Here is a 26067-nt window from a genome sequence, read left to right on the forward strand (position 1 = left end):
CAAATATTTTTTACTATATTATTTTTATTATTCTCTTTCTTTTCTTCTTCCTATTATTTCCTACGCCTACGTCTAGAAGACTTTGTTCCCCATTCAACTATGGATTTATATCCTTTACACTTATCATAGTTTAACAACTTTATTCCATAGCGTAATTCGAGTTCGCATAGATAGTCTTCGGGTATTAATGCTACTGCTCCACGATTAGTTTTTAAACCATACGCTCTTGCAAGTATTGGTTTTACTACTCCTTCTTCAACTATCCAATCCATATATATGGGTAGCCTGGTAGTATTAATGTATCCTCTTTGTCTGAGAAAACCGTATTTATCAGTATATGTTTCCCCTACACTTATACCATCACTACACTTACCATTATTATAACATATGATATCATCTTTTCCAAGACCCTTCTCAAATATTTCCTCCAATATACTGCCGGTTGGTAGCTTAAGTTGTCTTAAGTCAACATCCATTATGCTTCCTTTAAATACAACATTTATGTTCTTGCCTAGGAGAGGTGTTGATGATTGTTTAAAACCTTCCAGTTCTCCTATTTGTTTACTAGTTTTCTTCTTACCTGTTTCCAGTATGTTGAGTAATTCTAATAATTCGTTTTTATTGTTCTTTATGAGTGGTGTGTTGTTTGTTATTGTTGGCTGTTTCTTTCGGGAACCCCCCGGTTCCACCCCTAGAGTCTTCTGAGAAACTTGTTTTTCCAAGGACTCTTCTGTCTTTTTTCCTCCAGATCTATTATTGGAACTACTTGTTTTTGATTCCACACTATTAACTGCTTGTTTCTTCGACTCTTTAAACTCTGAAAAATAGTCTAGTATTGATTTGTTTTTTCTGGGTCTAGTCTTCTTTCTCGGCAAAACAGCATTACACCAGGGAATACATTATTGATGGGTCTCCAATAAATAAATGCAGGGTTTTTAAAGAGGGGTATCGACAATTATTTCGATATTATTATTATGGATAAGTTATTTCTTAATCACAACTACTCTTGAATTAATTGCTTGCCCCGGTAATCCATGGTAAAATATTGCTCTGTATACATTATTCCATCCCTTCCCGTGAACCCTAACTATTCTACCAACATACCTATTCCCATGCTTATCGACATACTCTACTCTAGCACCCACAAGGCTCCTTCTAGGAATATTTTCATCCAAGATCTTGATGAGAACCTGTCTATTATATTGATACCTAGGTCCTCTACGGAAACTAATTATTAAACCTGGGGCACGGATCATTGGGAAACCCTCCCATACCCCAGTATTTAGACAAAACTGCTTACAAAGAATTTTTAGAAAATGTTTTAGCCCGCCCACGGAGCCGGCGGCCCAGGCAACTCCACCACCGGCTCCACCCCCTCCTCCTCGAGGGGGCGCCTCCAGGTGGAGTATCCCCGGGCTATCTACTTGACATTACTATTTAATGTCAAGCCTCATCTTTGCCCGGGGGGCCCGGGACCTGGAGGCGTAGGCGGTTGGCCATTATATATTTATTGTTTTATTCCTTATATTTTTTAAACTCATAACAATGTTAAATGCTTGATATATGTTATAAAAACAGGATAATTGTTCATATTATGGAACTCTTTTATATAAATCATTGTAGAATTTCTAGTTAAGGATCTCGCAGACGAAACTTCATAGTTTTATATAATTCATAGATAATGTTTTATTATCAAATAATTCAATCAACTATGTAGAGTCTATCAAATATGGTGATATTGATTTGCGGATTTGTGGATGGATAATTCGTTTGAAAATTGTTGGTAAAGTTGTGATTATTGAGGTTAGTGGCAACACTAGTGTGAAACCTTATGTATTAGTGTTGAAGAAGAATCGGGAGCCAGAACTATATGAGGAAGCGAAGAAGCTTAGTGTAGGGACAGCATTGTGCTTTGAAGGAGAAAAATCTCCTGTGCAGAAGAGTAAGCGTGGAGTAGAATATATTGTTAAAAAACTAAAGATATATAGTAAGCCATTAGAGCCTTTACCAGTAGATACAGTTGGGAAAGTGCCCGCTCTCCTAGATACAAGGATCAAGTATAGATATCTCCTAGTAAGAAATCCTGTTGAGAAAGCAATTTTTCGTATTAGAGCAGGAATTATTGAAGCAGCTAGACAATACTTTAACAATAATGGATTCATAGAGATACACACACCTAAAATAGTAGCTGCTGGTGCAGAAGGTGGAGCAACACTTTTCCCAGTTCAGTATTTCGAGAATAAAGCTTATCTTAGTCAGAGCCCACAATTATATAAACAAATGCTTATAGCCGGGTTTCCAAGAGTATTTGAGATAACACCTTATTTTAGGGCAGAAAAATTCAACACTACAAGACATTTGAATGAATCATGGGGTATTGATGCCGAGCAAGGATTCATAGATAGTGTTGAAGATGTACTAAATACTCTTGAGGACCTCATAGTATACATTAACAACTATATAAGGAAAAACTATGTTGAAGAACAAGAAACCTTAGGAATTGAGATTGAGAAGCTCGATAAACCATTTAAGAGGCTGAAATTTGAGGAAGCAATAGATCTACTGCGTTCAGAAGGATTAGAAGTATCGGAAGGAGAAGATCTTAGTGATGCAGCTGAGAAGAAACTTGGCGAGATCATGGAGGAGAAAGGATACAAGATATATTTCATAATAGGATTTCCATGGCAAGCAACAGGGTTCTATTATATGCGTGAAGAAGATGGTTATCATACTAGAAAATTTGATCTAGACTATAAAGGCTTAGAAATAGCTAGTGGTGGTCAGAGAGAGCATAGATATGATAAACTAGTATCTGCCTTAAAAGATAAAGGATTGAATCCCGAAGACTTCGCATTCTATCTAGAAGCTTTCAAATATGGCATGCCTCCGCATGGTGGTTTTGGATTGGGTATTGAGCGTTTAATGATGAAAATGCTTGGTCTAGAAAATATTCGTGAAGCAATACTTTTCGTAAGAGATAGGACGCGTCTTGTTCCCTAATATTTGTCTAGACAAATATTTTTAATTGCAAATATTCTATCTATTATTTGTTAGGAGGGGCTCTAAGATATGACTATTAAAGCAGTTGAGAGATTAAAGCGGAAAATAACTGTTGAAAACCTATGGATCTATATATTAAAGATAATAATGGACCATGGAGAAATAAGAGGATATGATGCAAGGAAGTATTTGAGAGAAGAATATGATATCAAGGTTCCAGCAATAACCACATATACAGTTATTTATCGGATGGAGCGTGAAGGATTAATTAAGAAAATAAGCAATGGCGAAAAATACTATAAGATTACTGAAAAAGGATATGAAGCTTTTAAGCAAGGAATAAATCTGATTAAGGAACTATTATCAAAACTCGTTCTAAACAACTCTGTCAGAGACAAGACTAATTCATCTAATCAATTTATAGATGAAAACAAAACATAGCCCCTCCACATCTCTCAACAATATTAACTAAATTCGTGAAGGTGCCGTATTAAGATGATCCGTGTAGTAATTATTGGGCAAGGCCTTGTTGGAACTCATTTTGCAGTTGGTATTGAAAGACTGAAACAAAACATTATTTTAGATTACGGTGTTCCATTGGGGAGAAAAATACCTATTCCATATAAAAACATAGAGATTGTTGGATCATATGATGTGGACAATGAAAAAGTAGGTAAAACAATATATGATATAGCATTAAGAGTTTTTCCGAAAGAAGAAGTCCCTGAAACCCTCAAAGACATAGTTGTTAAAAGAGGCATACACCTTGATAGTTTAAAGGGTCTACCTTTTAAGGCTGAAGGTATAGAAAAAGGGAGAAGTCTTAGAGAAGCTATTGATCAATTAGTTGATGAATGGAGATCTCTTAACGCGGATGTATTTATTAATGTTATAACTACCGAGCCAGCTGAAGTTATTGGTAGTGTTGAAAAAATAGAGAAGAGAATAGATGAGGGAAAAATAAGTGCTAGCCAAGCATACGCATATGCTGTTGCTGAGTATTCTAGAAGAGTAAAATCCGCAGTATTTATAAATGCAATCCCTTCCCCTATAGCAAATGATCCAGGGTTCGTAGATTTATTTAGAAGAAACAATGCTGTAGTGTTCGGAGATGATGGGGCAACTGGAGCAACTCCATTAACAGCTGATCTCCTAGAACATCTACATGAACGTAATAGGAGAGTACTAGATATAGCACAGTTCAATATTGGTGGAAATTCTGATTTTCTAGCATTGGATCAACCTGATAGAAACACTATGAAGAAGAAAACTAAGAGCAGTATTGTAGAGGATATACTAGGTTATAGTGTTCCAAACTATATTAGACCCACAGGATATTTAGAGCCGCTTGGTGATAGAAAATTTGTTGCAATGATTATAGAGTATTTAAGCTTCAACAACTTCAAGGATGAACTATACATTGTGGCGAGAATAAATGATAGCCCAGCACTCGCAGGGCTACTAATTGATCTCGTGAGGCTCGGTAAAATAGCGCTTGATAAAAAAGCTTATGGTACAATATATGAAATCAACGCGTTCTACATGAAAAATCCCGGACCATATAAAGCTAAATCAATAGCTAAGACTAAAGCATACGATAAACTATTATCATGGCTAAGGATAAATACTTAAAAATAAAAATAGTAGCATTACAGCATTTAAAATTTTTAAATAATTACACCTCCACATCTAGTAACTATCATGTCAGACTACTTAGTTGGGAAAAATATTTATAGGTTAGAGTTGTAGCTAATACGTTTGAATAATTATATAAATAAATAAATTTAGATTGTAGCAACTATTTTAGTTGTAATGGAGTAACACTTTTTATTCACCAATCTATATATTAATATATAGTCTATAATTGTAGTATTATAGGTGTATAAAAATGGGCTATGAAGCTATTTCTAAAACCATCGCGATCATAATAACTATCATTGTTATAGTAGCTATTGCTGGAGGAGCCTATTGGTGGTACACGTCTACACAGCAACAGCAACAAGTAACTATTACATGGGCATCAACCCAGCTTGTCCCTCCACAAGAGCAAGCGTTTGTTAAGGGAGAACTACTGCCACCATTTACTCAAGAAACAGGGATCAAAGTAGAATTTGTTGGTTTAAGCTATGATGAACTAAACACAAGGCTCCAGAGCGAAATGCAAAGCGGTAAGGTAACCATTGATCTCATCGGAGAACTTCACGGCGGAATAGATTATTTTGCTAGCCAGGGATGGATAGAAGACTTAAGCAAGTTCCCAGCATTAAGTGGGAGAACATTCCCAGATGTTCTCGAAAAATACAGCCATATACATGGTATTAAAGCCTATGTTCCATGGATGACAGCAACATATGTTATGGTAGTTAACAAGAAGGCATGGGATTATCTACCACCAGGGTTAACTAAGGAAGACGTTATGAAGGGAACAGATAAGTGGACATATGATGCATTATTAGCGTGGGCAAAGAACCTTTATGAGAAGACGGGCGGGCCAAAACTAGGATTCCCAGCAGGACCTAACGGGTTGTTCGTTAGATTCCTACACGGATACCTCTATCCATCATTTACAGGAGCACAAGTAAAGAACTTTAACAGCACCGACGCAGTTGCTATGTGGCAGTATCTCAAAGAATTATGGAAATATGTCGTACCAGAGAGCACAACATATGATGCAATGGCTGACCCACTACTAAGAGGAGATGTTTGGATTGCATGGGACCACACAGCCCGTATCAAGGATGCTATTGAGCAGAAACCTGACCAGTTCGATGTAGTTCCAGTGCCACGTGGGCCAAAGGGAAGAGGCTTCATCCTAGTAGTAGTTGGACTAGCTATACCAAAGGGTGCACCACACGAGGATGCAGCATGGAAGCTTATAGATTACCTAACAAGACCCGAAACACAGGTCAAGGTACTAGAAAAGGTTGGATTCTTCCCAACAGTTAAGGAAGCCTCCGCGAAAGTTCCAGCAGGCCCATTACAAGTACTAGCTAAAGGTGTTATAGCTCAGGAATCAACATCGGACGCATTAGTAGCACTCATACCCAGCCTAGGAGCTAAGGGTGGAGACTTCAAACAAATATATCTAACAGCATTTGAGAAAATAGTATTGAACAATGAAGATATCAAATCAACACTTGACAGCCTCTACCCACAACTAATAAATCTGTTCCAGAGCCAGAACCTGCCATTACCACCACCAGATCAGCCGGTTGGCTAAACAATAAATTCTAATAAAAACAATATTTTAGGGATAAAACCACATAAATATATACACCTTTTTTTCATATACCATATTGAAATCTGTGAGTTACCCTGATAGTCCATGTAGGATTTGAGAGGATTTAGGAGGGTTTTATGGATTGGATAGTGAAGAGATCCCATTTATGGTTAAGATCGAGAAATATATTCCCTATTTATTATTGATGCCTGCACTGCTCTACATGATTTTCTTTATTGGTTATCCCCTTGTACAAGCTGTTGGCTTAGCTTTCTTCGAGAATGGGCAGTTTACAACGGCTAATCTTGATTATTTACTTTATAGTCCATTATCAAAGTTCTGGGATGCATTAAAGTATACGTTGCTTCTTGCAGCAGTTATTATTCCGATACAAGTGAGTGTAGCGTTTGCCATAGCTTTATTAATGAATGTGCCTTTTAAAGGACATAATTTAGCTGTCTACTCAGTTATACTACCATTAACTATTAGTGATGTTGCAGCTGGTCTAATATGGTATGTTATGCTTAGCCCTAATGGTTTCTTCAATAAATTATTGGTTTCTGCGGGAATAATAAGTGAGCCTGTCAGGTTTTTTGGAGCTGCGAATAGGGATATGGAGTTTTTAGCAATAGTTATTACGGAGGTTTGGAGAGCTACAGCTATTGTCTTCGTAATATTGTTTGCAGGTTTACAAATGATTAGCAGAGAATACTATGAAGCAGCAGAAGTATTTGGCGCCACAACATGGCAGAGGTTTAGATACATTGTTTTCCCCATGTTGTTGCCGAGTCTCCAAGCAGCATTAATTATTAGAACACTGTTTGCTTTCCAAATATTCGGAGTAGTATGGACTCTTGCGGGAAGAGACATACCTGTTCTTGCTGGGGAAGCATATTATGAACAAACACAGCTTCACCATCCAGGTGTGGCTTCTCTATATGCGTTAATCATAGCATTGATTTCTGTATTGATCGGGTATATCTATACAAAACTCTTTAAAGCCAGGTATTTGGAGGCTTGAGCATTATGGGTGAGGAACAAATTATTTTAGAGAAGAAATCAGTGGTAAAATATTATTTGTTCAAGATATTATTTGCTGCTACAGTTATTATTGTTGTTACATGGGTTGTACTACCATTTATTATGACAATCATTTATGCTTTATCAGATCCTCTACAATACTATGATAGATACATTATTATTCCTACAAGATATACTTTCGAGCATGTAAAGAGCTTGCTTGACCTCGGAGCTGGACAGGCAATAATTAATAGTGTTATAGTCGCTTTACTAACGATTCTATTCAGCTTCATAATAGGTCTTCCAGCAGGATATGCTTTTGCAAGATACAAGTTCCGCGGAAAAGACTCTTTAAAACTATTTCTTGTAGGGCTTAGAATGTTCCCCATAATAGTTATTGCTGTACCCCTGGTAACTCTTTATTTACAGCTGGGGCTAAACGATACACTCCTAGGAGTTGCATTGGCACATACAGCTATGGCTACACCCTTTGTCGTATTAATTACTTCAAGCATATTTGCTGGAGTCCCCGTTGAGCTTGAGGAAGCTGGTTTAATCTTTGGTTTAAGCAGGATACAAGCATTTCTAAGAATAACAATGCCACTAGCACTACCGGGATTAACAGCTGCAGCAATATTTACATTTATTATGTCATGGAACGAAGTATTTATTGCAGCAGTCTTGACATTTAGAAATAGAACACTGCCTGCATTCGTTCTACAATCAGCATTAGCATCAACAGATTTCATCAAATTCGCCGCAGCATTCATAATGGTTGTTCCAGCACTTGTCTTCGTTTTCGTAGCTGGCAAATATTTGATTCAAATGTGGGGTATAACCCTTAAGTAGAGGGGGTGACACATATGGTGGATGTACATCTAAGAAATGTTGTAAAAAGATTTGGTAAAACAGTCGCTTTAAGAGGTATAGATTTAGATGTGAATAATGGAGAATTCATAGTCCTACTAGGTCCATCGGGTTGTGGTAAAACAACCACGTTAAGAATAATCGCTGGTCTTGAAAGACCGGATAAGGGAAGGGTTATTTTTGGTAATAAAGACGTAACATATCTGCCGCCTCGTGAGAGAAATGTCTCAATGGTTTTCCAAAGCTATGCTGTATGGCCTCATATGAAGGTTTTCGATAACATAGCTTTCCCACTAAAGATTAAAGGAATTCCTAAGGAGGAGATTAGGAAGAAGGTTAGATGGGCAGCTGAGCTTCTACAAATTGAAGAATTGCTTGATAGATATCCTCACCAACTATCCGGTGGGCAGAGGCAGAGGGTTGCTGTTGCTAGAGCTATTGTTGTTGAACCAGATGTATTATTAATGGATGAACCGTTAAGCAATCTAGATGCATTACTCAGGGTTAAAATGAGGAGTGAGTTGAAGAAGCTTCAGAGAAAAATCAAGGTTACCACAATATATGTTACACATGACCAAGTAGAAGCAATGACTATGGGGGATAGAATAGCGGTTATGAATAATGGTATGATCATGCAGATCGGAACACCTGATGAAGTATATAATAAGCCGACAAACAAGTTTGTAGCCGGATTCATTGGTACGCCGCAAATGAACTTCTTCGATGCAACAGTCACTGTCGAGAACGATAAAATAGTGCTTGACGCGGGAGACTTCAAGATTGAAGTACCAGAAGACATAGCTAAGATATTAAGAGAATACATTGGTAAAACAGTGATTGTAGGGATCAGGCCGGAACATGTATACCCTGAAGAATTCATACCGAGCAAAGCAGGGAGACTCGCGAAGATACAAGGTAAAATAGATTTCATAGAACCACTAGGTTCAGACACTATTATTCATTTAAATACAGGAAGTAATATAATAGTGATCAAACTGAGTGGAAGCCATAAATTCCTCGAAGAAACACTGAGAGCATATATTGATATAGATAAAATACATATATTCAAGAAAGAAGATGAAAAAGTAATTATATAATCTCGTATTCAACAACCATTATTATAAATAATTTTTAGTTTGAGCGATACAATTGCTAGATATACTTGTCTCTAGTCACTTATGTTTCTCGCCACATCAATGATTATCTCCTATATTTCATATATGGTAATGGTTTCAACTATCGTTCATCCCATGTCCGCCCATGTATTATTGTATGAATTCATATTTTCTGAACTATTCTTATCCATCCATGAAAATATAGGAGGCATCTAAGCGAATTATGTATGAGTCTTTTTGGTCCCGCCAAAATATATTATTACAATTTATAATACAATGATTTTAGAAGAGTATCACTGTATCTAACCCAACCATTTGTAGCAACGGTATTATCTCTTCCGATTATTGCAATGTTAAAATATATTGTAGATGAATATGTGAAAAGTGTTATTTCTCTATACCCAGGATTGATCAGTTCATACATGGATATGAATTCGGTACTTATCGATATCGTGATTTTTGACTTAATAATCTTCGTTTCAACAATAAAGATTGTTGATCTAGTCTGCGTAGACTAGAAATCGAATCAACGAGAAATAGTTCAATTATATTAAAAAGTTTATTGAAAGAACTATGTATTTTACTGAGAACATGTATATGTTTAATAGAATAATTACTCAATGAGTAAGCCTTGGTAGGGGGTAGGTGATTTGAGTATTAGTTTCTTGGTTATAGTTGTTAGTGATAATGTTTTTCAAGGGTTAAAGAAGGATATTAGCGGAGAGTTCGCTGTTGAAACATTAAAGGATAATGGATATGTTGTTGTAGATAAAGTTGTTGTTCCAAATAATCCCCGTGAGATTATTAGGGTGATCCGTGAGCGTCGAGGAGATGTATTATTATTTATAGGTGGGACTGGGCCTGGACCCCGTGATATAACTGTTGATACTGTAGAAAGTATTGCATGGCGAAAACTACCTGGTTTCGGCGAATTGTTTCGGCGTTTATCTTTTGAAGAAATAGGTTATCGTGGAATAATTAGCAGAGCCGAATTATTCATCTTATATGATGGAAGAATAGCTGTTGTATTGCCGGGTTCTACGGGTGCTGTAAAGCTTGGATTAAAAATACTATTGGAAACAATACCACACATATATGAAGAAGTATGGAGATTTGAGGGACCCCATAAAACATAGAGTTTATTGTTTCTTTTTGTTTCTCTTGATGAATTCATCTATTATCGATGCTAGTTTGTCCAGTGTTTTTGCACCCTCTATTTTTTCCTGATCCTTTACTTCTCCGTTCTCAACATATAATAGTAGAGTTGTCGGTGAAGCATGTATATTATAGTATTTGAAACTTTTTCTCGCAGCTTCCGAGTTGCATTCTTGAGCGAACCAATCACAATATACTATGTAGAAATATGTGTTCTCAAGTGTTGAACCGAATAATTTAACGTATGGGTACCAGGTGAGATCATATATTCTACATGCAGGGCATTTTGCATTATCAAAATATATTATATGAAACCCGTCTTTTTCGGGTTTAAACGGTCCATTCTCTTTTTTTATTAAAACCCATTTATCCTTGCCCTTATCATAAACATATATTCCATGCGGAGAATCTATGCTTAAAACACTTAACTCAACTTCACCAGTATATTCTTCTTTCTTTTTCTCAACAATTCTTGAGGTGATTTTCTCCAGTATTCTGAGAAGCTCCTCGTCTCCACTCATAATGTAACACCAATAATACCTTATATGTATTCAAAAAATAAAGTGAACTCAATAAAGCATTATAAATCATAGATTTCGGATAGGGTTCTTTCTTAAAATCAATTAAGTATATATCTTATCGATCATTGATCTCTTTATATCTTTTTATACGTGAATATAATATTGTTTTACTAGTTAGAGTAAAGCTAGGACTATTAAAGAACAACCTCAACAACAAACGAGACCAAGCCAAAACAGATCTAACATCACTAATCAACAATGTAAAACAAAGCCTATCAAGTGAACACCAAGAAATACTCAGCAAACTAGAAAACCTAACACACTCAACAAGTAAGCTAAGCACAGAAGTAAACAAGAACAAACAAGCAACAACAGCAACAAACATGGGAGTAGCAGGAACAAGCCTAGGAGCAGTAGCACTAGCAGCAGCACTATTCACATTATTCAAGAAGAAATAAAACAAACAACACCATTTTTTATAAATAAAACAAAACAATTTTTTATTCATTTCTATAATTTCTAAAAATCATCTTCGAATACACTGTTTCAGACAGAATAATAGGGAAAGTCGTCAGTTATTATTTATTCATGCAAATCTTCCATAACGGTTTAATTACACATTCTTGATCATACAGCTTAGCGCTAAAAATACTTATTAATATAATCTGTCTCAAAAGCTGCAATAGATCGTTTACACTATTACACTCAAATAATACATTAATTACGTATTTTCCATACCTAGTATTCCCACTAAGCTTATCTATAGTGCATTTCTTCGCTATAGAATCCATAGACATATATTCGCCTATATCATAACTCTTATAAATATTATCTAGAAACAGTTCATCCAATCTAATTTTCCGAGCTCTTGGGAAACCCTTATTACAAGCAATAATATAACCTACACCGGCAAATTTAGAAAAAAACGTAGAAAAACTAATGGATCTACCTTTAACACCATTAAATACATATAAGACAAGATCATTATGATCAAAAATATATATCCTAATATTTTTTAGATAAGTCGCAATTAATGAATAAAAAGTCAATGCTACATCCTTTAAACCATAAAAATTACTAACAACTCCAAAAAACAGCTCATTACGAAAAGAACCATTAAACCAAGAAATAAAAAGCTCATTAATAAGACCTAAAATACTATTAATTACTGAAGTATTAATATTTTGATCTGATCTTACAATAACTAAATACAAATTAACCATAAAATTTCCCCAAATACATTAACTAATGAATAAAAAATATAAATTAAAACTTATAAGCATGTAATAAAAGTCTAAGTCTAATTAATTTGAAAATAATTTTGTATATTAATGCAATTATTAATTCATTTTTAAAAAGAAAAAGGCTTATATTATTAATTCTTTCTAAATATATATAATAGGTATGAATGTCTCTATAACTATATGAGGTTTGATATATTGTCATATAAATATCACAGAGACATTCTTGTCAATACATATCTTGATATTGTGAAAAATAAAAATTATGACTTAATACTACAAAATATTGCAAAATACGGTAAAAATTATATTAAAGACACATCTAAAACCGCATATAGAAAAATACACTCAATACTAACATCAATACTAGATAAGCTTTTATCTAATCCTGGAGACCGGGAAAAATATATCGCTGATCTTGTCGAGTCCACAATATTAATAAGGTATCAAGCCGAAAGAAAACAGTTAAACTGGAACCTATCAAAAGAGCTAGTAGGGATCCTTGAAACCTTTCTAAAACAAATCAGAAATCTCGATGCTGAATCTCTAAGAGTTCATGTTAGAACAATTAAGATGATCATCGATTCTATACTTGCTTTTTATTATAATCAATTCAAGTAAATGTGGGAGGTCATTACTATGATGAGCCCCGAACTACATATTAAAAGAAAACTTATTGGAGTAATTGAGGTAAGATTTAAACTCGTTAATAGAACGGGATTACTAATACGTTCACCGCTTGCAAAAGCTACCATTGGAGGAGCTGATATTCAGCCAATGTTTATTGTTAAAAACTACGGTAAGATCATAAAGGATAAACAAGTATATGAAATTGGAGAAATAGAAGTACCATACATTCCTGGTTCAAGTTTGAAGGGTCGCATTAGAAGTCTATTAGAAATATATGAAGGAGCACCATTATATTCTAGCGATAACGAGATATTTATACATGTTAGGGACATAGCCAAGAACTGGTGCACCGATCTAGAGCATTCACTCGACAACTTGTTTGGTTCGCCATCAGTAGATCTATCCAAGATCATTAAGGAAAATAAGGAATTAACTAATGAAATCTTAGAGAAATATGCACCTACAAGACTTATAGTTGAAGACTTATACCCCTCAGAAGACTATGTAGTAAAGCTTGCAGATAAAGGAATGTTAACTAAGGAAGCCTTTATTGAAGAGAAAACAGAGAATACAATAGATAGGATTACTAGTGCAGCTAATCCACGAACAATTCTCAGAGTAAAGCCAGATGTAGAATTTAAAGGAAACTTCAAAATGCTATTATATGATGTCGACCAGAAACTTGGTAAGATCAAAGAATATATTGAGCTATTGCTTACAGGGATGAAGCTGTTAGAGGATACATATTTAGGTGGATCAGGCTCTCGAGGCTATGGTAGAGTGAAGTTTAAGAATATAAGCATTATTCTCAAGAAGCCTGAATACTATAAAACAGGCAGTGAAGAATATATTATAGATATACTGGAGAAATTAAAGATTGATAGAACTGATAGTATAGAACTCCTTCTATCCAGAAAAGACGAGATAGTCAATGAAATATTGAATGAGATCAAGGGCTGAGCTAAAAGCTTTCCGAAAATGAGTGATCAGCTTGATACAATGGTATAAATTACACTTCACAACACCAGTCCATGTGGGTGAGAGAGGAGTAGAGTCTGTAAATAAGTTTATACCATCCACAACAATTTGGTCAGCTCTACTAAATTCAATGCTTCAATTAGGAATAATTGATCCAAAAACTGATCCAAAAAACCTATTCCGAGTGAACACACCATCACCGATAATAAATGGTGAAGCTATGTTTTGGGTATATGGCTTAGACATTGTATTATATGATAAAGCAGTCTCACTACTACACAGTCCGAAGTTAAGCGATCCTTTAAGAGCCTTTGATAGAGTAAATAATATTTTAAAAAATACAGTACTTGCATCAACAAATCTATTAAAACATGATCTATCGAAGTGTAGCTTAGATGTTGAGGAATATGGGGGAGAAGCTAGTACAGAGCTAAAGCTTCAATGTAATGGAGAAGTATATTATTTTAATGAATTTGATGGAGTAGGATATGTTATAACTTCAAAAGAAGAATCTAAAAAGATCCATAAAAAGATCCTTGAAATCGATAAAAGACCTAAGAATGTAATTGATAGAATAACAGGTTCTGCCACACCATATCATTTACCAGCTACAATATATCATACTCCATTACTACTAGGTGTTGAAGTTCTTAATGAAAACTTATCTATTAGAGATGTAGAAGCATCTATGAATCTTTTAAGCGATCTTGGAATTGGCGGTGAGAGAACATATGGATTTGGTAAATTTAAGTATGAACGTGTTAAATTAGAGATACATGATAGTATTGATGGAAATTATATAGTAGTGCAAGGACTATATTATCCAGGCATTAATGCTCTACAAAAAATCCTCAGCAAAAACACACTCTACAATATAAGGATCCATGGATATAGGAGTGGTTTTACAGGTTTAATTAGAAGGCCCGTCTTCGTATTAACTGAAGGAAGTATTATCCCAATCAATTGTTATAATGATGGTATAGTAATAGTAGATCAAAGATATGGTGATCGAATAGTTAGATCATTCGATCCAATTACTTATAAAATAAAGATCTGAGGAGCGTGATCAATGTTATGAGAGAGAAAATTATTGAAAAGCATAGAATCCTCCTCAAGGTTGCTACTGAAACACATGTATGGAGTGGCGACATGTTTTTACAAAACGTGGATTTAGTAGTTAGTAGAGCTAGTTGGAGGGAATTTATAGCTTATATATTAGACATGAATAAATTGACTAGAATAATTATTGAGAAGGGTAAACACATGGATTTATTAAATGCATTGAAGTCCAGAAACATATTAGCACTTCTTAGCAAGTATAAGCTATACTTGAAAAATGTTTCATCAGCCACTTATATATCAAAGATCGAACCTAAAATACTTGGAACATTTATTAAAAAGAATTTTTCAATAAACAACATTCCTTTAATACCAGGCAGTGAACTGAAAGGGCTCATTAGAACTGCGATCCTAAATTATATGATAACATATAAATTAATAGATCCTAGAGCAGTTGATGAAGCACTTAATAATTTAAGCTTCTCAGAATCAACGAAAAATATTGATCAAATTATTCAAAAATTTATAAGAAAAATTATAACCGCTAGCAAGACTCCTCTAGATCTGTTAAAATTTGTTAGTATTAGTGATCCATTAAATTATAATGTAAAACCTATTATAGACAAATATGTAGCTTTGAAACTAGCTAGTTTAGAAGAAGTTGCATCTGAGGATGTTGTTGCTTTAGACAGGGATAGTTTTATCGAGTATGAAATCTCAATATATAAACCTGTATCTAAGGAATATGTTAGGGGCCAATACAATATTAAGTTATACCATGAATTCTTAAGCCTATATGGTAGGTTACTGAGAGATGATAAAGAACTGAAATTATTGAAAGTATTGAAGGACTTTTCACTAAAAATGATTAATTTCGAGATTAAACGTCTAGATAGTGTAAAGGCTAACATTGATAAATCATTTATTAAACAACTTGATAAATGGAGACTTGAGGTTTCGAATAAGAATAATGTATTTTACTTTAAAACGGGATACGGGACTGGAATGTATAGTAAAACAATATTTTTGAGTATGAACCCTGATCAGCAGAAGAGATTGATTAGGATCATGACTAATATTATGGCTAATAAAACAAAGGATAGGATTAGTGTTTGGGATTTGCAAACAATGAAAATAGTTGGATCAGATTTTCTCTATAATAAAAAGATAATACCTGTCGGATGGGTTAGATTAGAGATAATATAGTTTGGGTGTTATTATTCATGACGAGTTCAAAAACTAATAATAAGTACCATGAATTATTATTTGCTGCTCTACTACACGATATCGGCAAGGTTTTACAGAGAGGAAGAATAGGAGTTACTGAAAAATATAGTACTCACGATGATCTTGGTGCGAAGTTTATAGATGAAAATCATGATATATTTGAACATATTGGTATAGATCCAGAAACAATGAAGCTTCTAATAAAGTATCATCACCATACTCTAAGAGGGCTAAAGCCTCCCGAGAATATTAGTGTTCTTCTAGAAATACTTGAAAAAGCCGATCATGATTCAGCTTCAGAGAGAAGTATGGGGGATGAAATATATTCTAAACAGAGAAGTATTACAAACTACTTGGTCTCTCCTCTATGGATTATCAACTACTATAAACAAAGTAGAAAAGACTTAAGTGTTGCTGAGAAACTGCCTAAAAACTCATATATATGTTATAAACCGGTATCTGTAATAGCATTGCTTAGAGATAAGAGTTTCCCATATGATCTGGAATTAGTTGAAAATGTATTAAAAGCTGTAAAATGTTTCCCCGAGAATAAAGATGAGGAGAATGTATTTGAAGAAATTAGAAGATACTACTCCGAGATCTATAAGGACATGATTAAGGTACTGAGTGATCTAGAAAAAGCTACACTTACTGGAATAATGGGTGTTAACGAACTTTTAGAGACTCTCTCAAGCTATATAAGGTATTCTCTAATATTTATACCAGATGCTCTCTACGGCGTTGATATACCTTCAACAAACTTATCTGCCCATTCACTCCTCACCGCCGCTTTAGCATCATCATATATGTTATCTAGACACAGTGGAGTCTCCGGATACGAGATCAGGGTTGGATTACTTGATCTTAGTGGTATACAGAAATACATAGCCTCCTATGCGAGACGCAAGGGTGCTTTAAGACAGTTTAGGGGGCGTTCACTACTATTACAACTCGTCATGAAAGCTTCAGCTTATAAGTTGTTAAAAGAACTCAAACTAAACCATGCCCATCTAATCCTTGAACGAGGTGATTCTGCAGTATTCATACTGCCCAGTATTATTGATGAGAAAACATTTCATAATGCTGTTAAGAAGATTGAAGAAGCAATATATGAGCTCTTCCATGGAGACATATATATTGCTTATGGTTTATCTGAACCATTTAGACCATCATATATTCCACCATGGTCTAAAGATTTTGGAAAGAAAGGATTTTCTAAAGCACTACTAGAACTGGGTAAGAAGGTTTCTAAGTCGAAGAGAAGCAGATTTAAACTACTCGATCCTAGAATTCTAGCTAAGAATACTATTAGAGATGAGAGTGATAATAGAGATGCTGATATGTGCCCACTATGTAAAGCAACACTATTTAAAGAGTCCCTCATACCTATTAGTAAAGATGAAGCTCAGAAGCTAGGTTTAGAAGAAGATGTTGAAAAGATATGTCCATCATGTCTCCTAGCACATATAGCTGGATATGCTGCTGAGAACCTAGTATTTATAGTTGAGATTAGGAATAAGAACATTTCTGATAAATTATTCGAAGAACTTAGAAGCGGGAAATTCATTGTTGAAAAAGTAGATGCTATAAATGTAAAATACGGAGTTATCCCGGTTAAAGGATTAGATACAACATACATCATCATATCGGATCTTTCAGGGAGAAAAACAGGTCATTGTCCCCTCTTACAATCCTTTATAGAAACAGTGCTTAATAGAATTATTAAGGAATATAGTGTTGGGGAGAGAGTAGAGGTTATAATATATAAGAACAATGATCCAGGGGGCTTTATACCTCATGGAAAAGACATGGAAAAACTAGCAGGTGCTCTGATGAGGAATAAGAATGTACAAGTAGGTTTCTCAGTAATATTCACTAATGTATCGCTTCAACAAAATGAGCTCGACGACCTAGCTAGAGCCGATAATAAATATACTCTCTTATCATGGATGAAGATTGATGGGGATCGCATAGGGTTTACAGGATTACATCTTATAGGTTCTCTAGGTAGATATGCAACATTTAACGAGCTAGTTAACCTCTACACTAACTTAATCGGTTACTTAATACTTTACAAAAATGCTAAATTATTAAATAATAAATATCAGTTATTGAGAGATAAAGTTGTAATCGTATATAGTGGTGGAGATGACTCATTAATCGTCTCAAGATTTGTAGAAGGTCTATATTATCTTAAATATTATCATGAATGGCTTAACAGATTCTTTGGAAGAATAGGTGATATAGAAGCACTAACTATTTCAGCAAGCATGATTCTTAGGGAGTCAGATTACCCAGCATATCTATCATATAATGAAACAATAAATTATTTAGAAGAAGCTAAAGATGAAGGGAGGAATAGAGTATATGTGGACCCATTATCTATAGACATTGAAGGTGCGAAGTCTGTTTCTTGGAAACAATATGATCTACTACTAGATAATAGTTTAGATAAAGACCTAAAGGAGTGGGTGACAAAGTATAAGCAACAATCATATAGATTACTCTGGATTACTAGAAATATTATGAAGAACCATCATAGATATGTAAGAGAAAGCAGTACTAAGAGGAAGAGTGAGTATTATAGGAGAGTGCTCGAATATCTGATAGCATACATTTACATATATAATAGGTTATCTGAGACAAGAGAGTTCATAGAAAAATTAGCAAGCAAGAAAATATTAACAACACCTCTAGAGCCGAAGACCATTATTGAAAAATATAGTACGGATAAAATAAGTGAGCCACTAATACTAGAATTTGACAAACTATCTCGCTTCCTATCACTACTAATGCTACGTTTGAGAGAAAAACTATGATTAAACACTAAAACATTGTTTATTTTTTATAAAATAAAAATACTATAACATGTCCAGTAATGAGTCGCCTAGTAGAGTCCTTCTAGTCGCCGCTTGGGGCAATCCATATACCAATCCATATACATGGTATAAAGTCCACTATGATATAGAGTTGCTAGTTGGAAAATATAGGTATTGAAACCTTTCCAAATATAGTAGGGTAAATTACCACCCTTATACCGCTTATGAAGTGTTCGGATGGTAACGTTAATGTAAGTGCATATGTGTTAATCCTAGTTCTCGACACTATTGCTTTCAATAAAGTTATGCTTAACAATTTCACATATAATGTTCCAAAGATAAGTGAGTTGCTTCGAAAAGAGTATGAGAGATATCTCGGAGATAAGGAGAAGATCAAATACTCTGATCTTCTAGAGTTTTCGAGAAAACGTATAAAATACTATATTACTCATGTTCTAGGCGAAGGTATTGATGGGAGAATATCCACGAGATCCTGCCTGGAATAAGTGTTTTTTAGTGTAAGAGTGTTGAGGCTGATTATAGTGATAATCCTAGAAACTACCATATCCTATTAAACTTAAACCTGACACGGTAATACTAGATACTACTCATGGAATAAACTATGTGCCAACACTAACCTATAGAACACTAGTTTCCGTTATAAGAACATATATTCTACTCAGCAATGTTAAGGAGATCAAATTTTACATGGTCGATCCTGATCCTTATCCGTGACTATTCATTAAAAGGGAAAGAGCTGATCCTGATATCCCATGTTTAAGAATAAATCTTATTAGGAAAACACGTATCCACTACACGAAGCCTATCGGTATATTTTCGGAGAAGTTGGATGCTTATATGGTCAATATGTGGTGGATAAAGATGTTGAGAAGACAATACTAAAATATGGTAATATTTATAGAAGCGTTAAAGAACTTTTTATAGCTATAATTATGGATTAATACTTCTATTACTATATTTACAGAGGGAGATCAGCATTCAAGAATACAGCTTTCAATTCTTTTAATGGTGTTACGGAATCATATAAATCAACTGTTTGCTGGTCTAGACGTAGCTTTCAATTCTTTCTGTGTTGTTACCCAACTCTGCTACGTCCTAGCACTCTAACAGGTATCTTTGCTTTCAATTCTTTCTATGTTGTTACTCTCGGAATAAATCTTAAATATAGAACTTGGGGAACGAAACTTTCAATTCTTTCTATGTTGTTACATGGCTCTACTAATGCTATCAACATGGATAACGAAGAATATTACTTTCAATTCTTTCTATGTTGTTACCCCGCCTCGAGTAACGGGGGGCAGACACGGGGCTTAGAGCTTTCAATTCTTTCTATGTTGTTACGTATATTTGTTCCCGATTTAAGACCGTTTATTATACAGTTACCTTTCAATTCTTTCTATGTTGTTACCAATGATTACCCAGAAAGAGATCGTTGAATATGTTAGGAACTTTCAATTCTTTCTATGTTGTTACTTAAGACATGGGAAAACCCAAATTTTAAACTGTAAATGTTCTTTCAATTCTTTCTATGTTGTTACTTGTCCGTGATATTTCTAATGGGTTTTCCATATAGTATTCTGCTTTCAATTCTTTCTATGTTGTTACATTAGTTCGAATACGTGTTACATTTATCTTTTTTGTTCGAACCACTATATATTTCTTTCTATATTTAATTCCTAGATTGATCGTGTTCGACCAGTTTTCTATAGACTTAATAGTATCTTTAAGGTATTGACGGGTTTGTATAATGAAAAATATTCGAGTGATTTTCTTTTGGGTTTAGGTTGTTTTTATGCTTGGTTTGTGTAGTATTTGGTTTGTTTTTAGTAGGTATTTTGTGTTTGTGTTTGTTTCTTCTAGGAGTAGGTGTCCTGCGTAGTAGTCTTGTATTATTAGTTGTTTTCCTATTATTTGTTTTAGGTTTGTTTCTTTTGCTTTATGGTATTCTGTTATTTCTGTGTTTGGTTCTATTCGGAATATTGTTGGTTGTTTTGTTTGTTTTATTCCTAGGATTCGCTGTGTTTTTGTAAGTGTTTTTTCTAGTTTTAACAGTACTGGTGGTATTGGTGTTTTTATTGTTTCTTTTAGTTTTCTATGTGGTTTTTCTGTTAGTCTTTCTAGTTTTCCGGCTTTGATCTCTATGTTTCTTGTTTCTACTGCGCTGTTAGATGTGTATAGTGTTGTTGCTACTATGTGTGGTTGTTCAGCTATTCTATCTAGTAGTCTCCATGTTCTTGTTGTTCCTACTTTGAATTTGTCTTTGTTGTAGGCTAGTAGGTAGACTGTATAGTTTATTTTATCTTTGTATTTCTCATCTAGTATCCAGCAGTTTCTCAAGCTTTCTAGTCCCGCTGTTGAGAAGCATTTGGAATATATTGCTCTAATACTATTCCTATGCTTCGAGCAGTATCCAAGCTCTGAAACCGCTTCTCTAACACAGTATTCCCTCTCTAAAGGATTATCTTTCCTCTCCAATGGACCATTATGCCAGCGACAATACTCTACATAGTTCTCCACAAACATAATTTTCTCGCCGGGAACAATTAAGTGTAGTATATGCGAACCCTCCTCCTGAGCAATTAAACCATAAAATACAAGCTTATACCTAACAAGCTCCCTACCCATCTCCAAACCCATAAACATATCCAACCCAGAAACTCTAACATACTCCTTAGAATAAAACCTCGTATCAAAATAGAAAAGCCTAGGTATCAAAACATATCCCTCCCCCCATAAATCCATAAATTTCCTCACCTATATTAAGGAATAATAATTATACATTAAATATTTCAGAAAACACATCGCTTCACGAAGCTAATAATTCCATTAGAATCCGGGACACTATTTTCCAATACAAAGAAACCATTGATCCTTTTCTTAATAGTTCCATATAATTGACCAGCCATTTACAGGATAAATATTTACCTTTCATATTCATTATTCGAATACCAACAAACTAGAAGAATATGATACGTATAAGAACTATCGCTTTCAATTCTTTCTATGTTGTTACCTATCACTTCTATTTTGATCTATGGGAGGAGAACCCGTTACTTTCAATTCTTTCTATGTTGTTACGAGAAAATACTGCGTGAACTCTCTAAGCATGATTGTCGAGCTTTCAATTCTTTCTATGTTGTTACATTGACTCCTAATTTGTTTCTGCAAAAACGTGATATGCTCTTTCAATTCTTTCTATGTTGTTACTTAGAGTTACCTAGGGAACAGGTTTACGACTTAGTAACTCAATCTTTCAATTCTTTCTATGTTGTTACATACACCGATCGAAGTTATTGAAGAATACGAGAGGGAAATATCTTTCAATTCTTTCTATGTTGTTACAAATACACTTGTCCAATATGCGGTAAAGAGTTTAAGAGTGCTTTCAATTCTTTCTATGTTGTTACATGGATTGTAATAAAATACAGAGCCGATTGGAGCTGGAACTTTCAATTCTTTCTATGTTGTTACTAGGGGGCAAGATCAAGGTTAGCCTCAAGGCTATGGCTACCTTTCAATTCTTTCTATGTTGTTACTGTTGTGTTGTGGGTTGTTGTTGTGTTTTTTTGTGTGTCTCTTTCAATTCTTTCTATGTTGTTACTTAGAGTTACCTAGGGAACAGGTTTACGACTTAGTAACTCAATCTTTCAATTCTTTCTATGTTGTTACCATTTGAAGTATTTCGGCTAGACGTTTCCAGCCCATGTATCTTTCAATTCTTTCTATGTTGTTACTAATATAAATAAGAGTGAGGATAAGAAGCAAGAAAAAATACTTTCAATTCTTTCTATGTTGTTACACCATCTGGTGAACGGGCCATTGGTGCTGTATGGTATAGCTTTCAATTCTTTCTATGTTGTTACCAAGCCATTCAAGCCATTGAACTATTTTTTTATGCATACTTTCAATTCTTTCTATGTTGTTACTTTGGTTCGAATATGTTGTTACATTTATCTTTTTTGTTCGAACCACTATATATTTCTTTCTATATTTAATTCCTAGATTGATCGTGTTCGACCAGTTTTCTATAGACTTAATAGTATCTTTGAGGTATTGACGGGTTTGTATAATGAAAAACATTCGACTAGTTTCCATTAGTTTTATGGGTAAAGTTTCTATATTTTTCTATACTATTTTTTATTTGGTGGCTGGTTTTGGTGTTTTTGACTGATTGGGGTCACTTGGTTGTTGATGATTATGGTGTTTTTCTTCGTAAGAAGCATGGTAGGATTGTTGTTGTTTCTAGGGGTGGTAGGGAGGAGTTTCCTGTTAGGAGGGTTCGTGAGGTTATTATTTCTGGTAAGGCTGGTATTAGTACTGAGTTGTTGAAGCTTCTTGCTGATTCGGGCATTGATGTTTTGGTAACTTCTTATACTGGTAGGCCTGTTGCATTATTTGTTCATGCTAGGAGTGGTGGTAGTGTTAGGAATAGGATTGAGCAGTATAGGTCGTTGGAGGATGGAAGGGCTTGTAAAGCTGCAGCTATGATTATCTCTGGTAAGTTGAGTAACCAGGTTAGTAACTTGAAATACTATAGCAAGCCTAGGAAGAACATTTCTCAGGAATCTAAAATACTGTATGAGAAGGCTGAGGAGATTAAGAAACTTAGAGAAAAGCTTAGAGATATTGAGACAAGTGATCTCGGGAAGTGTAGGGAGAATATTATGAGTATTGAGGCTCAAGCAGCTAATACTTACTGGGATGGTATGAGAATTGTTCTGGGTAAATATGGGTTTAAGGAGAGAGTGAAGAGGGGGAGAGGAAAAGAGGTTGATCCCGTAAATCTATGTCTCAACATTATATATAATAAGCTCGCAGGTACTGTCTGGAAATACGTGTTGAGATTCAGCCTAGATCCTTTTCAAGGCTTCCTACATGCTAGGAGGCCTGGTAAATTATCTCTTGTGTATGATTTAATGGAGCCTTTCAGACCTATTGCTGATAGATTTATTGCTAGGTTCCTATATAGGCTTGATCAAGGATTTCTAAGGAGAGCTAGCGGAGCTGAATTAGCCAAGTTGTTGACTAAGAAATACTATGAGGAATTCACTAGGCAGAGAATAGAGTATAAAGCTAGGAAGATGACCATGGAAGCAGCTGTTTTCTGGTTTGTACAGGAAATAGTTAGATTCTTAAATAATAGAACATCATCTATACAACCACCATATATGCCTTGGTGACTTAGACAATGTATTATTTAGATGAAATAGAATATAAGCTGTTAATACATGATCTCCTCCCTCGTACTAGAGAGAACCCAATAGATGATCGTTTACGGGGGTGGAACTGGCACCAACCCCCTGTTAGACCATATAGTTTCGAGCTACAACTACCCATATGGGAAATCGCTGGATCAATTTGTCCAACATATAGAGATGTATGGATTAGGAGAAAAGTTCTCAGGAAGAAATTGTTTACAACTAGTAAGCAAGCTGAGGGAGTAATCATACATAAAATAGTATCACATGTATTCAAGGAGGCTAAGAAGCTGATTTATTCAGGTGACTATTCTGATCTAAAAAACGCGTTACTTCCCGGCGTTAAAGAGCTTGTTGATAACGAGGTAAAATACATTAGTGAACTAGTAGAGAATATTGATGCTAATAAGATAAAAGAGTTCGCATTACAAGTAGCTGATTGGGAAATGCTAAGGATCGAGGGCAGGATTAACACGGTTAAAGCTAAGTATCCATATATTGATGAAGAAGGACTTGTAAGTCTCGCGGTTCCTGTAAGTCTTGAAATGCCTGTTGATGGGAGGCTTCTAGGTTTAAGCAGTATGTTAAGAGTGGATGCTTCATGGCTACCCGGTGGTTTAATATATGAGATCAAAACAGGGTATAGGGAGAAATGGCATAAACTACAAGTCGCAGGATACGCGTTAGCATTGGAGAGTATATATGAGAGACCAGTCGATATAGGAGTGGTGGTTTATGTTAATAGAGCTGTTGAGGGTATACGTGTGAATAGAGATATTTTTGTGGTAAGCGATGATTTAAGATCAAGGTTTCTGGAGAAGAGAGACGAGATACAAATGCTCCTACTCAAAGGTGAGGAACCCAGAATACCTGATAAGTGCCCGCGTAAATGCTTGTTTAGAAATATATGTTTAGGAGAATGATCCGGGTTGAAAACTCTCATAGTATATGATATATCGAGTACGAAACTACGCAGTAAAGTCGCGGAGATACTGAAGGATTGGGGATTAACACGTATTCAATTAAGCGCGTTTATCGGCGAGTTAACGCCTCAGGAAAGAAATGATCTAGCAGAATATTTGAAGAGACTGCCCTTATCGGAACGTGATAAAATAGATATTTTCCCAATATGTATTAAGGATCTAAAGCTACACATGAGAATAGTTAAGGGAAGTATCAAGCATGGAGAACCCTGAAAACAAGTTCACAGTTAGAATGGTTGAAGAATATATTTTCTGCCCACTAGTATTCTACTATAAATACGTTCTAGGAATAAAAAAGCCTCCAAGCCTATGGAGCAATTTAGGGCGCCAAGTAGAGGAGGAGTTATCGAGGTATGTTGAAGAACACTATAATGTTATTGGTAAACAAGTCTTTCTAGAATCGAAAAAATATAGTCTAGCAGGAATAGTAGACTACATAGTAAAATATAGAGGAACATATACACCACTAGAAATAAAGTATAGTAGAAAACTAAAACCCTGGTGGAAATATACATTAACAACATATGCACTCCTAGTAGAAGAAACCTACTATAAACCTGTAAAAAACGCAATCCTAATAATGCCAGGACCAAAAACAACAATAATCAATATTACAAGCAACGATAGAAACTACATAATAAAAACACTAGAAAACATGAAGAAAACACTCGAAGAACAAACAACACCAAAACCAACACCTTCAAAATCATGCATCAACTGCGACTACAAAAACATATGCCCATACCAAACAAAAAACCAATAGAAATGTGGTCGAATGTTTTTCATTATACAAACCCATCAATACCTCAAAGATACTATTAAGTCTATAGAAAACCAGTCGAACACGATCAATTAGGGATCAAATATAGAAAAACATATATAACAATTCGAACAGATTAAATAAATGTAACAACGTATTCGAACCAAAGTAGCAACATAGAAAGAATTGAAAGCCTCATAAAAACAATGTCTTAAAAAACAATTATATTTAAGTAGCAACATAGAAAGAATTG

Annotated in this window: 25 protein-coding genes and 3 CRISPR repeat arrays (1 of these 28 running past the window's edge); of the genes, 20 read left to right on the plus strand and 5 right to left on the minus strand. The window is 34.8% G+C overall.

From position 1 onward, the window contains the following. Window positions 1-53: 53 nt before the first annotated feature. Together SMAR_RS01480 and SMAR_RS01485 are read right to left on the minus strand one after the other, a co-directional pair. Window positions 54-875: a hypothetical protein gene (locus SMAR_RS01480; RefSeq protein WP_011838598.1), complete on the minus strand. Its 822-nt coding sequence runs from the start codon at window positions 873-875 to the stop codon at window positions 54-56. Window positions 876-983: 108 nt separating this feature from the next. Then, on the minus strand, window positions 984-1256 hold the full coding sequence (locus SMAR_RS01485) for a 50S ribosomal protein L35ae (protein ID WP_011838599.1): 273 nt from the start codon (window positions 1254-1256) through the stop codon (window positions 984-986). 487 nt (window positions 1257-1743) lie between these two features. Between SMAR_RS01485 and aspS the strand changes: the two genes are divergently transcribed. The 8 genes from aspS to SMAR_RS01525 all read left to right on the plus strand — a co-directional run bounded on the left by aspS (window position 1744) and on the right by SMAR_RS01525 (window position 10358). After that, the gene (gene aspS / locus SMAR_RS01490) at window positions 1744-3000 is read left to right on the plus strand and encodes an aspartate--tRNA(Asn) ligase (protein ID WP_011838600.1); all 1257 of its coding nucleotides are present in this window, start codon (window positions 1744-1746) and stop codon (window positions 2998-3000) included. 69 nt (window positions 3001-3069) lie between these two features. Next, the gene (locus tag SMAR_RS01495; protein WP_011838601.1) at window positions 3070-3441 is read left to right on the plus strand and encodes a PadR family transcriptional regulator; all 372 of its coding nucleotides are present in this window, start codon (window positions 3070-3072) and stop codon (window positions 3439-3441) included. Between the two features lie 54 nt (window positions 3442-3495). Continuing rightward, window positions 3496-4632, plus strand: a complete 1137-nt coding sequence (locus tag SMAR_RS01500; protein WP_011838602.1) for an inositol-3-phosphate synthase — start codon at window positions 3496-3498, stop codon at window positions 4630-4632. A 256-nt stretch (window positions 4633-4888) separates the two neighbouring features. Next, a complete protein-coding gene (locus SMAR_RS01505; protein ID WP_011838603.1) occupies window positions 4889-6220 on the plus strand; it encodes an ABC transporter substrate-binding protein in 1332 nt (443 codons plus the stop codon). A 142-nt stretch (window positions 6221-6362) separates the two neighbouring features. Then, window positions 6363-7241 (plus strand): carbohydrate ABC transporter permease, encoded by an 879-nt coding sequence (locus SMAR_RS01510; RefSeq protein ID WP_011838604.1) that lies wholly within the window; start codon window positions 6363-6365, stop codon window positions 7239-7241. Between the two features lie 5 nt (window positions 7242-7246). Then, complete coding sequence (locus SMAR_RS01515; RefSeq protein WP_011838605.1) at window positions 7247-8089, plus strand: carbohydrate ABC transporter permease; 843 nt, start codon at window positions 7247-7249, stop codon at window positions 8087-8089. Window positions 8090-8103: 14 nt separating this feature from the next. Next, window positions 8104-9204, plus strand: a complete 1101-nt coding sequence (locus SMAR_RS01520; protein ID WP_011838606.1) for an ABC transporter ATP-binding protein — start codon at window positions 8104-8106, stop codon at window positions 9202-9204. Between the two features lie 668 nt (window positions 9205-9872). Further along, a complete protein-coding gene (locus SMAR_RS01525; RefSeq protein WP_011838607.1) occupies window positions 9873-10358 on the plus strand; it encodes a MogA/MoaB family molybdenum cofactor biosynthesis protein in 486 nt (161 codons plus the stop codon). A gap of 3 nt (window positions 10359-10361) precedes the next feature. Here SMAR_RS01525 and SMAR_RS01530 read toward each other — a convergent pair whose 3' ends face one another. Further along, on the minus strand, window positions 10362-10898 hold the full coding sequence (locus tag SMAR_RS01530) for a hypothetical protein (RefSeq protein ID WP_011838608.1): 537 nt from the start codon (window positions 10896-10898) through the stop codon (window positions 10362-10364). Window positions 10899-11023: 125 nt separating this feature from the next. Between SMAR_RS01530 and SMAR_RS01535 the strand changes: the two genes are divergently transcribed. Beyond that, window positions 11024-11356 (plus strand): hypothetical protein, encoded by a 333-nt coding sequence (locus SMAR_RS01535; protein WP_011838609.1) that lies wholly within the window; start codon window positions 11024-11026, stop codon window positions 11354-11356. Between the two features lie 120 nt (window positions 11357-11476). On the opposite strand, the gene SMAR_RS01540 is transcribed toward SMAR_RS01535, so the two are convergent. After that, complete coding sequence (locus SMAR_RS01540) at window positions 11477-12121, minus strand: hypothetical protein (RefSeq protein ID WP_011838610.1); 645 nt, start codon at window positions 12119-12121, stop codon at window positions 11477-11479. Window positions 12122-12337: 216 nt separating this feature from the next. Between SMAR_RS01540 and SMAR_RS01545 the strand changes: the two genes are divergently transcribed. The 7 genes from SMAR_RS01545 to SMAR_RS08715 all read left to right on the plus strand — a co-directional run bounded on the left by SMAR_RS01545 (window position 12338) and on the right by SMAR_RS08715 (window position 19587). Continuing rightward, entirely contained in the window at window positions 12338-12760 is a 423-nt protein-coding gene (locus SMAR_RS01545; RefSeq protein ID WP_011838611.1) for a hypothetical protein, read from the plus strand. Between the two features lie 18 nt (window positions 12761-12778). Next, on the plus strand, window positions 12779-13729 hold the full coding sequence (gene csm3 / locus SMAR_RS01550) for a type III-A CRISPR-associated RAMP protein Csm3 (RefSeq protein WP_011838612.1): 951 nt from the start codon (window positions 12779-12781) through the stop codon (window positions 13727-13729). Between the two features lie 22 nt (window positions 13730-13751). Next, window positions 13752-14804, plus strand: a complete 1053-nt coding sequence (csm4, locus tag SMAR_RS01555) for a type III-A CRISPR-associated RAMP protein Csm4 (RefSeq protein ID WP_425277383.1) — start codon at window positions 13752-13754, stop codon at window positions 14802-14804. Window positions 14805-14821: 17 nt separating this feature from the next. After that, complete coding sequence (gene csm5, locus SMAR_RS01560; RefSeq protein WP_011838614.1) at window positions 14822-16012, plus strand: type III-A CRISPR-associated RAMP protein Csm5; 1191 nt, start codon at window positions 14822-14824, stop codon at window positions 16010-16012. Between the two features lie 17 nt (window positions 16013-16029). Then, a complete protein-coding gene (gene cas10, locus SMAR_RS01565; RefSeq protein ID WP_011838615.1) occupies window positions 16030-18852 on the plus strand; it encodes a type III-A CRISPR-associated protein Cas10/Csm1 in 2823 nt (940 codons plus the stop codon). A gap of 263 nt (window positions 18853-19115) precedes the next feature. Continuing rightward, window positions 19116-19358, plus strand: a complete 243-nt coding sequence (locus SMAR_RS01570; RefSeq protein WP_052833780.1) for a hypothetical protein — start codon at window positions 19116-19118, stop codon at window positions 19356-19358. A 109-nt stretch (window positions 19359-19467) separates the two neighbouring features. Further along, window positions 19468-19587 (plus strand): hypothetical protein, encoded by a 120-nt coding sequence (locus SMAR_RS08715; RefSeq protein WP_425277390.1) that lies wholly within the window; start codon window positions 19468-19470, stop codon window positions 19585-19587. Window positions 19588-19863: 276 nt separating this feature from the next. Further along, window positions 19864-20479: a CRISPR direct-repeat array (repeat unit 25 nt; unit sequence CTTTCAATTCTTTCTATGTTGTTAC). Window positions 20480-20652: 173 nt separating this feature from the next. On the opposite strand, the gene SMAR_RS01575 is transcribed toward SMAR_RS08715, so the two are convergent. Continuing rightward, on the minus strand, window positions 20653-21615 hold the full coding sequence (locus tag SMAR_RS01575; RefSeq protein ID WP_011838617.1) for a DUF2797 domain-containing protein: 963 nt from the start codon (window positions 21613-21615) through the stop codon (window positions 20653-20655). Window positions 21616-21861: 246 nt separating this feature from the next. Then, window positions 21862-22799: a CRISPR direct-repeat array (repeat unit 25 nt; unit sequence CTTTCAATTCTTTCTATGTTGTTAC). 231 nt (window positions 22800-23030) lie between these two features. Between SMAR_RS01575 and cas1 the strand changes: the two genes are divergently transcribed. From cas1 to cas4, 4 genes are read left to right on the plus strand one after another with little or no spacing between them, the layout of a single operon-like run. Further along, a complete protein-coding gene (gene cas1 / locus SMAR_RS01580) occupies window positions 23031-24053 on the plus strand; it encodes a CRISPR-associated endonuclease Cas1 (RefSeq protein ID WP_244372492.1) in 1023 nt (340 codons plus the stop codon). Window positions 24054-24061: 8 nt separating this feature from the next. After that, the gene (gene cas4a, locus SMAR_RS01585) at window positions 24062-24994 is read left to right on the plus strand and encodes a type I-A CRISPR-associated protein Cas4/Csa1 (RefSeq protein WP_011838619.1); all 933 of its coding nucleotides are present in this window, start codon (window positions 24062-24064) and stop codon (window positions 24992-24994) included. A gap of 6 nt (window positions 24995-25000) precedes the next feature. Continuing rightward, window positions 25001-25267 carry a CRISPR-associated endonuclease Cas2 gene (gene cas2, locus SMAR_RS01590; RefSeq protein WP_011838620.1) on the plus strand — a complete coding sequence of 89 codons (267 nt, stop codon included), beginning with the start codon at window positions 25001-25003 and terminating at the stop codon, window positions 25265-25267. Beyond that, window positions 25254-25817: a CRISPR-associated protein Cas4 gene (cas4, locus tag SMAR_RS01595; RefSeq protein ID WP_011838621.1), complete on the plus strand. Its 564-nt coding sequence runs from the start codon at window positions 25254-25256 to the stop codon at window positions 25815-25817. The genes cas2 and cas4 overlap by 14 nt, the downstream gene beginning before the upstream one ends. 165 nt (window positions 25818-25982) lie before the next feature. Beyond that, a CRISPR array of direct repeats spans window positions 25983-26067; the repeat unit is 25 nt; unit sequence GTAGCAACATAGAAAGAATTGAAAG; it runs 846 nt beyond the window's last position.

Origin of the sequence: Staphylothermus marinus F1 (assembly GCF_000015945.1) — an archaeon.
GTDB classification, from domain to species: Archaea; Thermoproteota; Thermoprotei_A; order Sulfolobales; family Desulfurococcaceae; genus Staphylothermus; species Staphylothermus marinus.

Coding starts and splice junctions, on each gene's coding strand:
- SMAR_RS01485 (WP_011838599.1), bottom strand. CDS start 1,256: ATGATCCGTGCCCCAGGTTTAATAATTAGTTTCCGTAGAGGACCTAGG.
- SMAR_RS01495 (WP_011838601.1), top strand. CDS start 3,070: ATGACTATTAAAGCAGTTGAGAGATTAAAGCGGAAAATAACTGTTGAA.
- SMAR_RS01500 (WP_011838602.1), top strand. CDS start 3,496: ATGATCCGTGTAGTAATTATTGGGCAAGGCCTTGTTGGAACTCATTTT.
- SMAR_RS01505 (WP_011838603.1), top strand. CDS start 4,889: ATGGGCTATGAAGCTATTTCTAAAACCATCGCGATCATAATAACTATC.
- SMAR_RS01515 (WP_011838605.1), top strand. CDS start 7,247: ATGGGTGAGGAACAAATTATTTTAGAGAAGAAATCAGTGGTAAAATAT.
- SMAR_RS01520 (WP_011838606.1), top strand. CDS start 8,104: ATGGTGGATGTACATCTAAGAAATGTTGTAAAAAGATTTGGTAAAACA.
- SMAR_RS01530 (WP_011838608.1), bottom strand. CDS start 10,898: ATGAGTGGAGACGAGGAGCTTCTCAGAATACTGGAGAAAATCACCTCA.
- SMAR_RS01540 (WP_011838610.1), bottom strand. CDS start 12,121: ATGGTTAATTTGTATTTAGTTATTGTAAGATCAGATCAAAATATTAAT.
- csm3 (WP_011838612.1), top strand. CDS start 12,779: ATGATGAGCCCCGAACTACATATTAAAAGAAAACTTATTGGAGTAATT.
- csm5 (WP_011838614.1), top strand. CDS start 14,822: ATGAGAGAGAAAATTATTGAAAAGCATAGAATCCTCCTCAAGGTTGCT.
- cas10 (WP_011838615.1), top strand. CDS start 16,030: ATGACGAGTTCAAAAACTAATAATAAGTACCATGAATTATTATTTGCT.
- SMAR_RS01575 (WP_011838617.1), bottom strand. CDS start 21,615: ATGGATTTATGGGGGGAGGGATATGTTTTGATACCTAGGCTTTTCTAT.
- cas4a (WP_011838619.1), top strand. CDS start 24,062: ATGTATTATTTAGATGAAATAGAATATAAGCTGTTAATACATGATCTC.
- cas4 (WP_011838621.1), top strand. CDS start 25,254: ATGGAGAACCCTGAAAACAAGTTCACAGTTAGAATGGTTGAAGAATAT.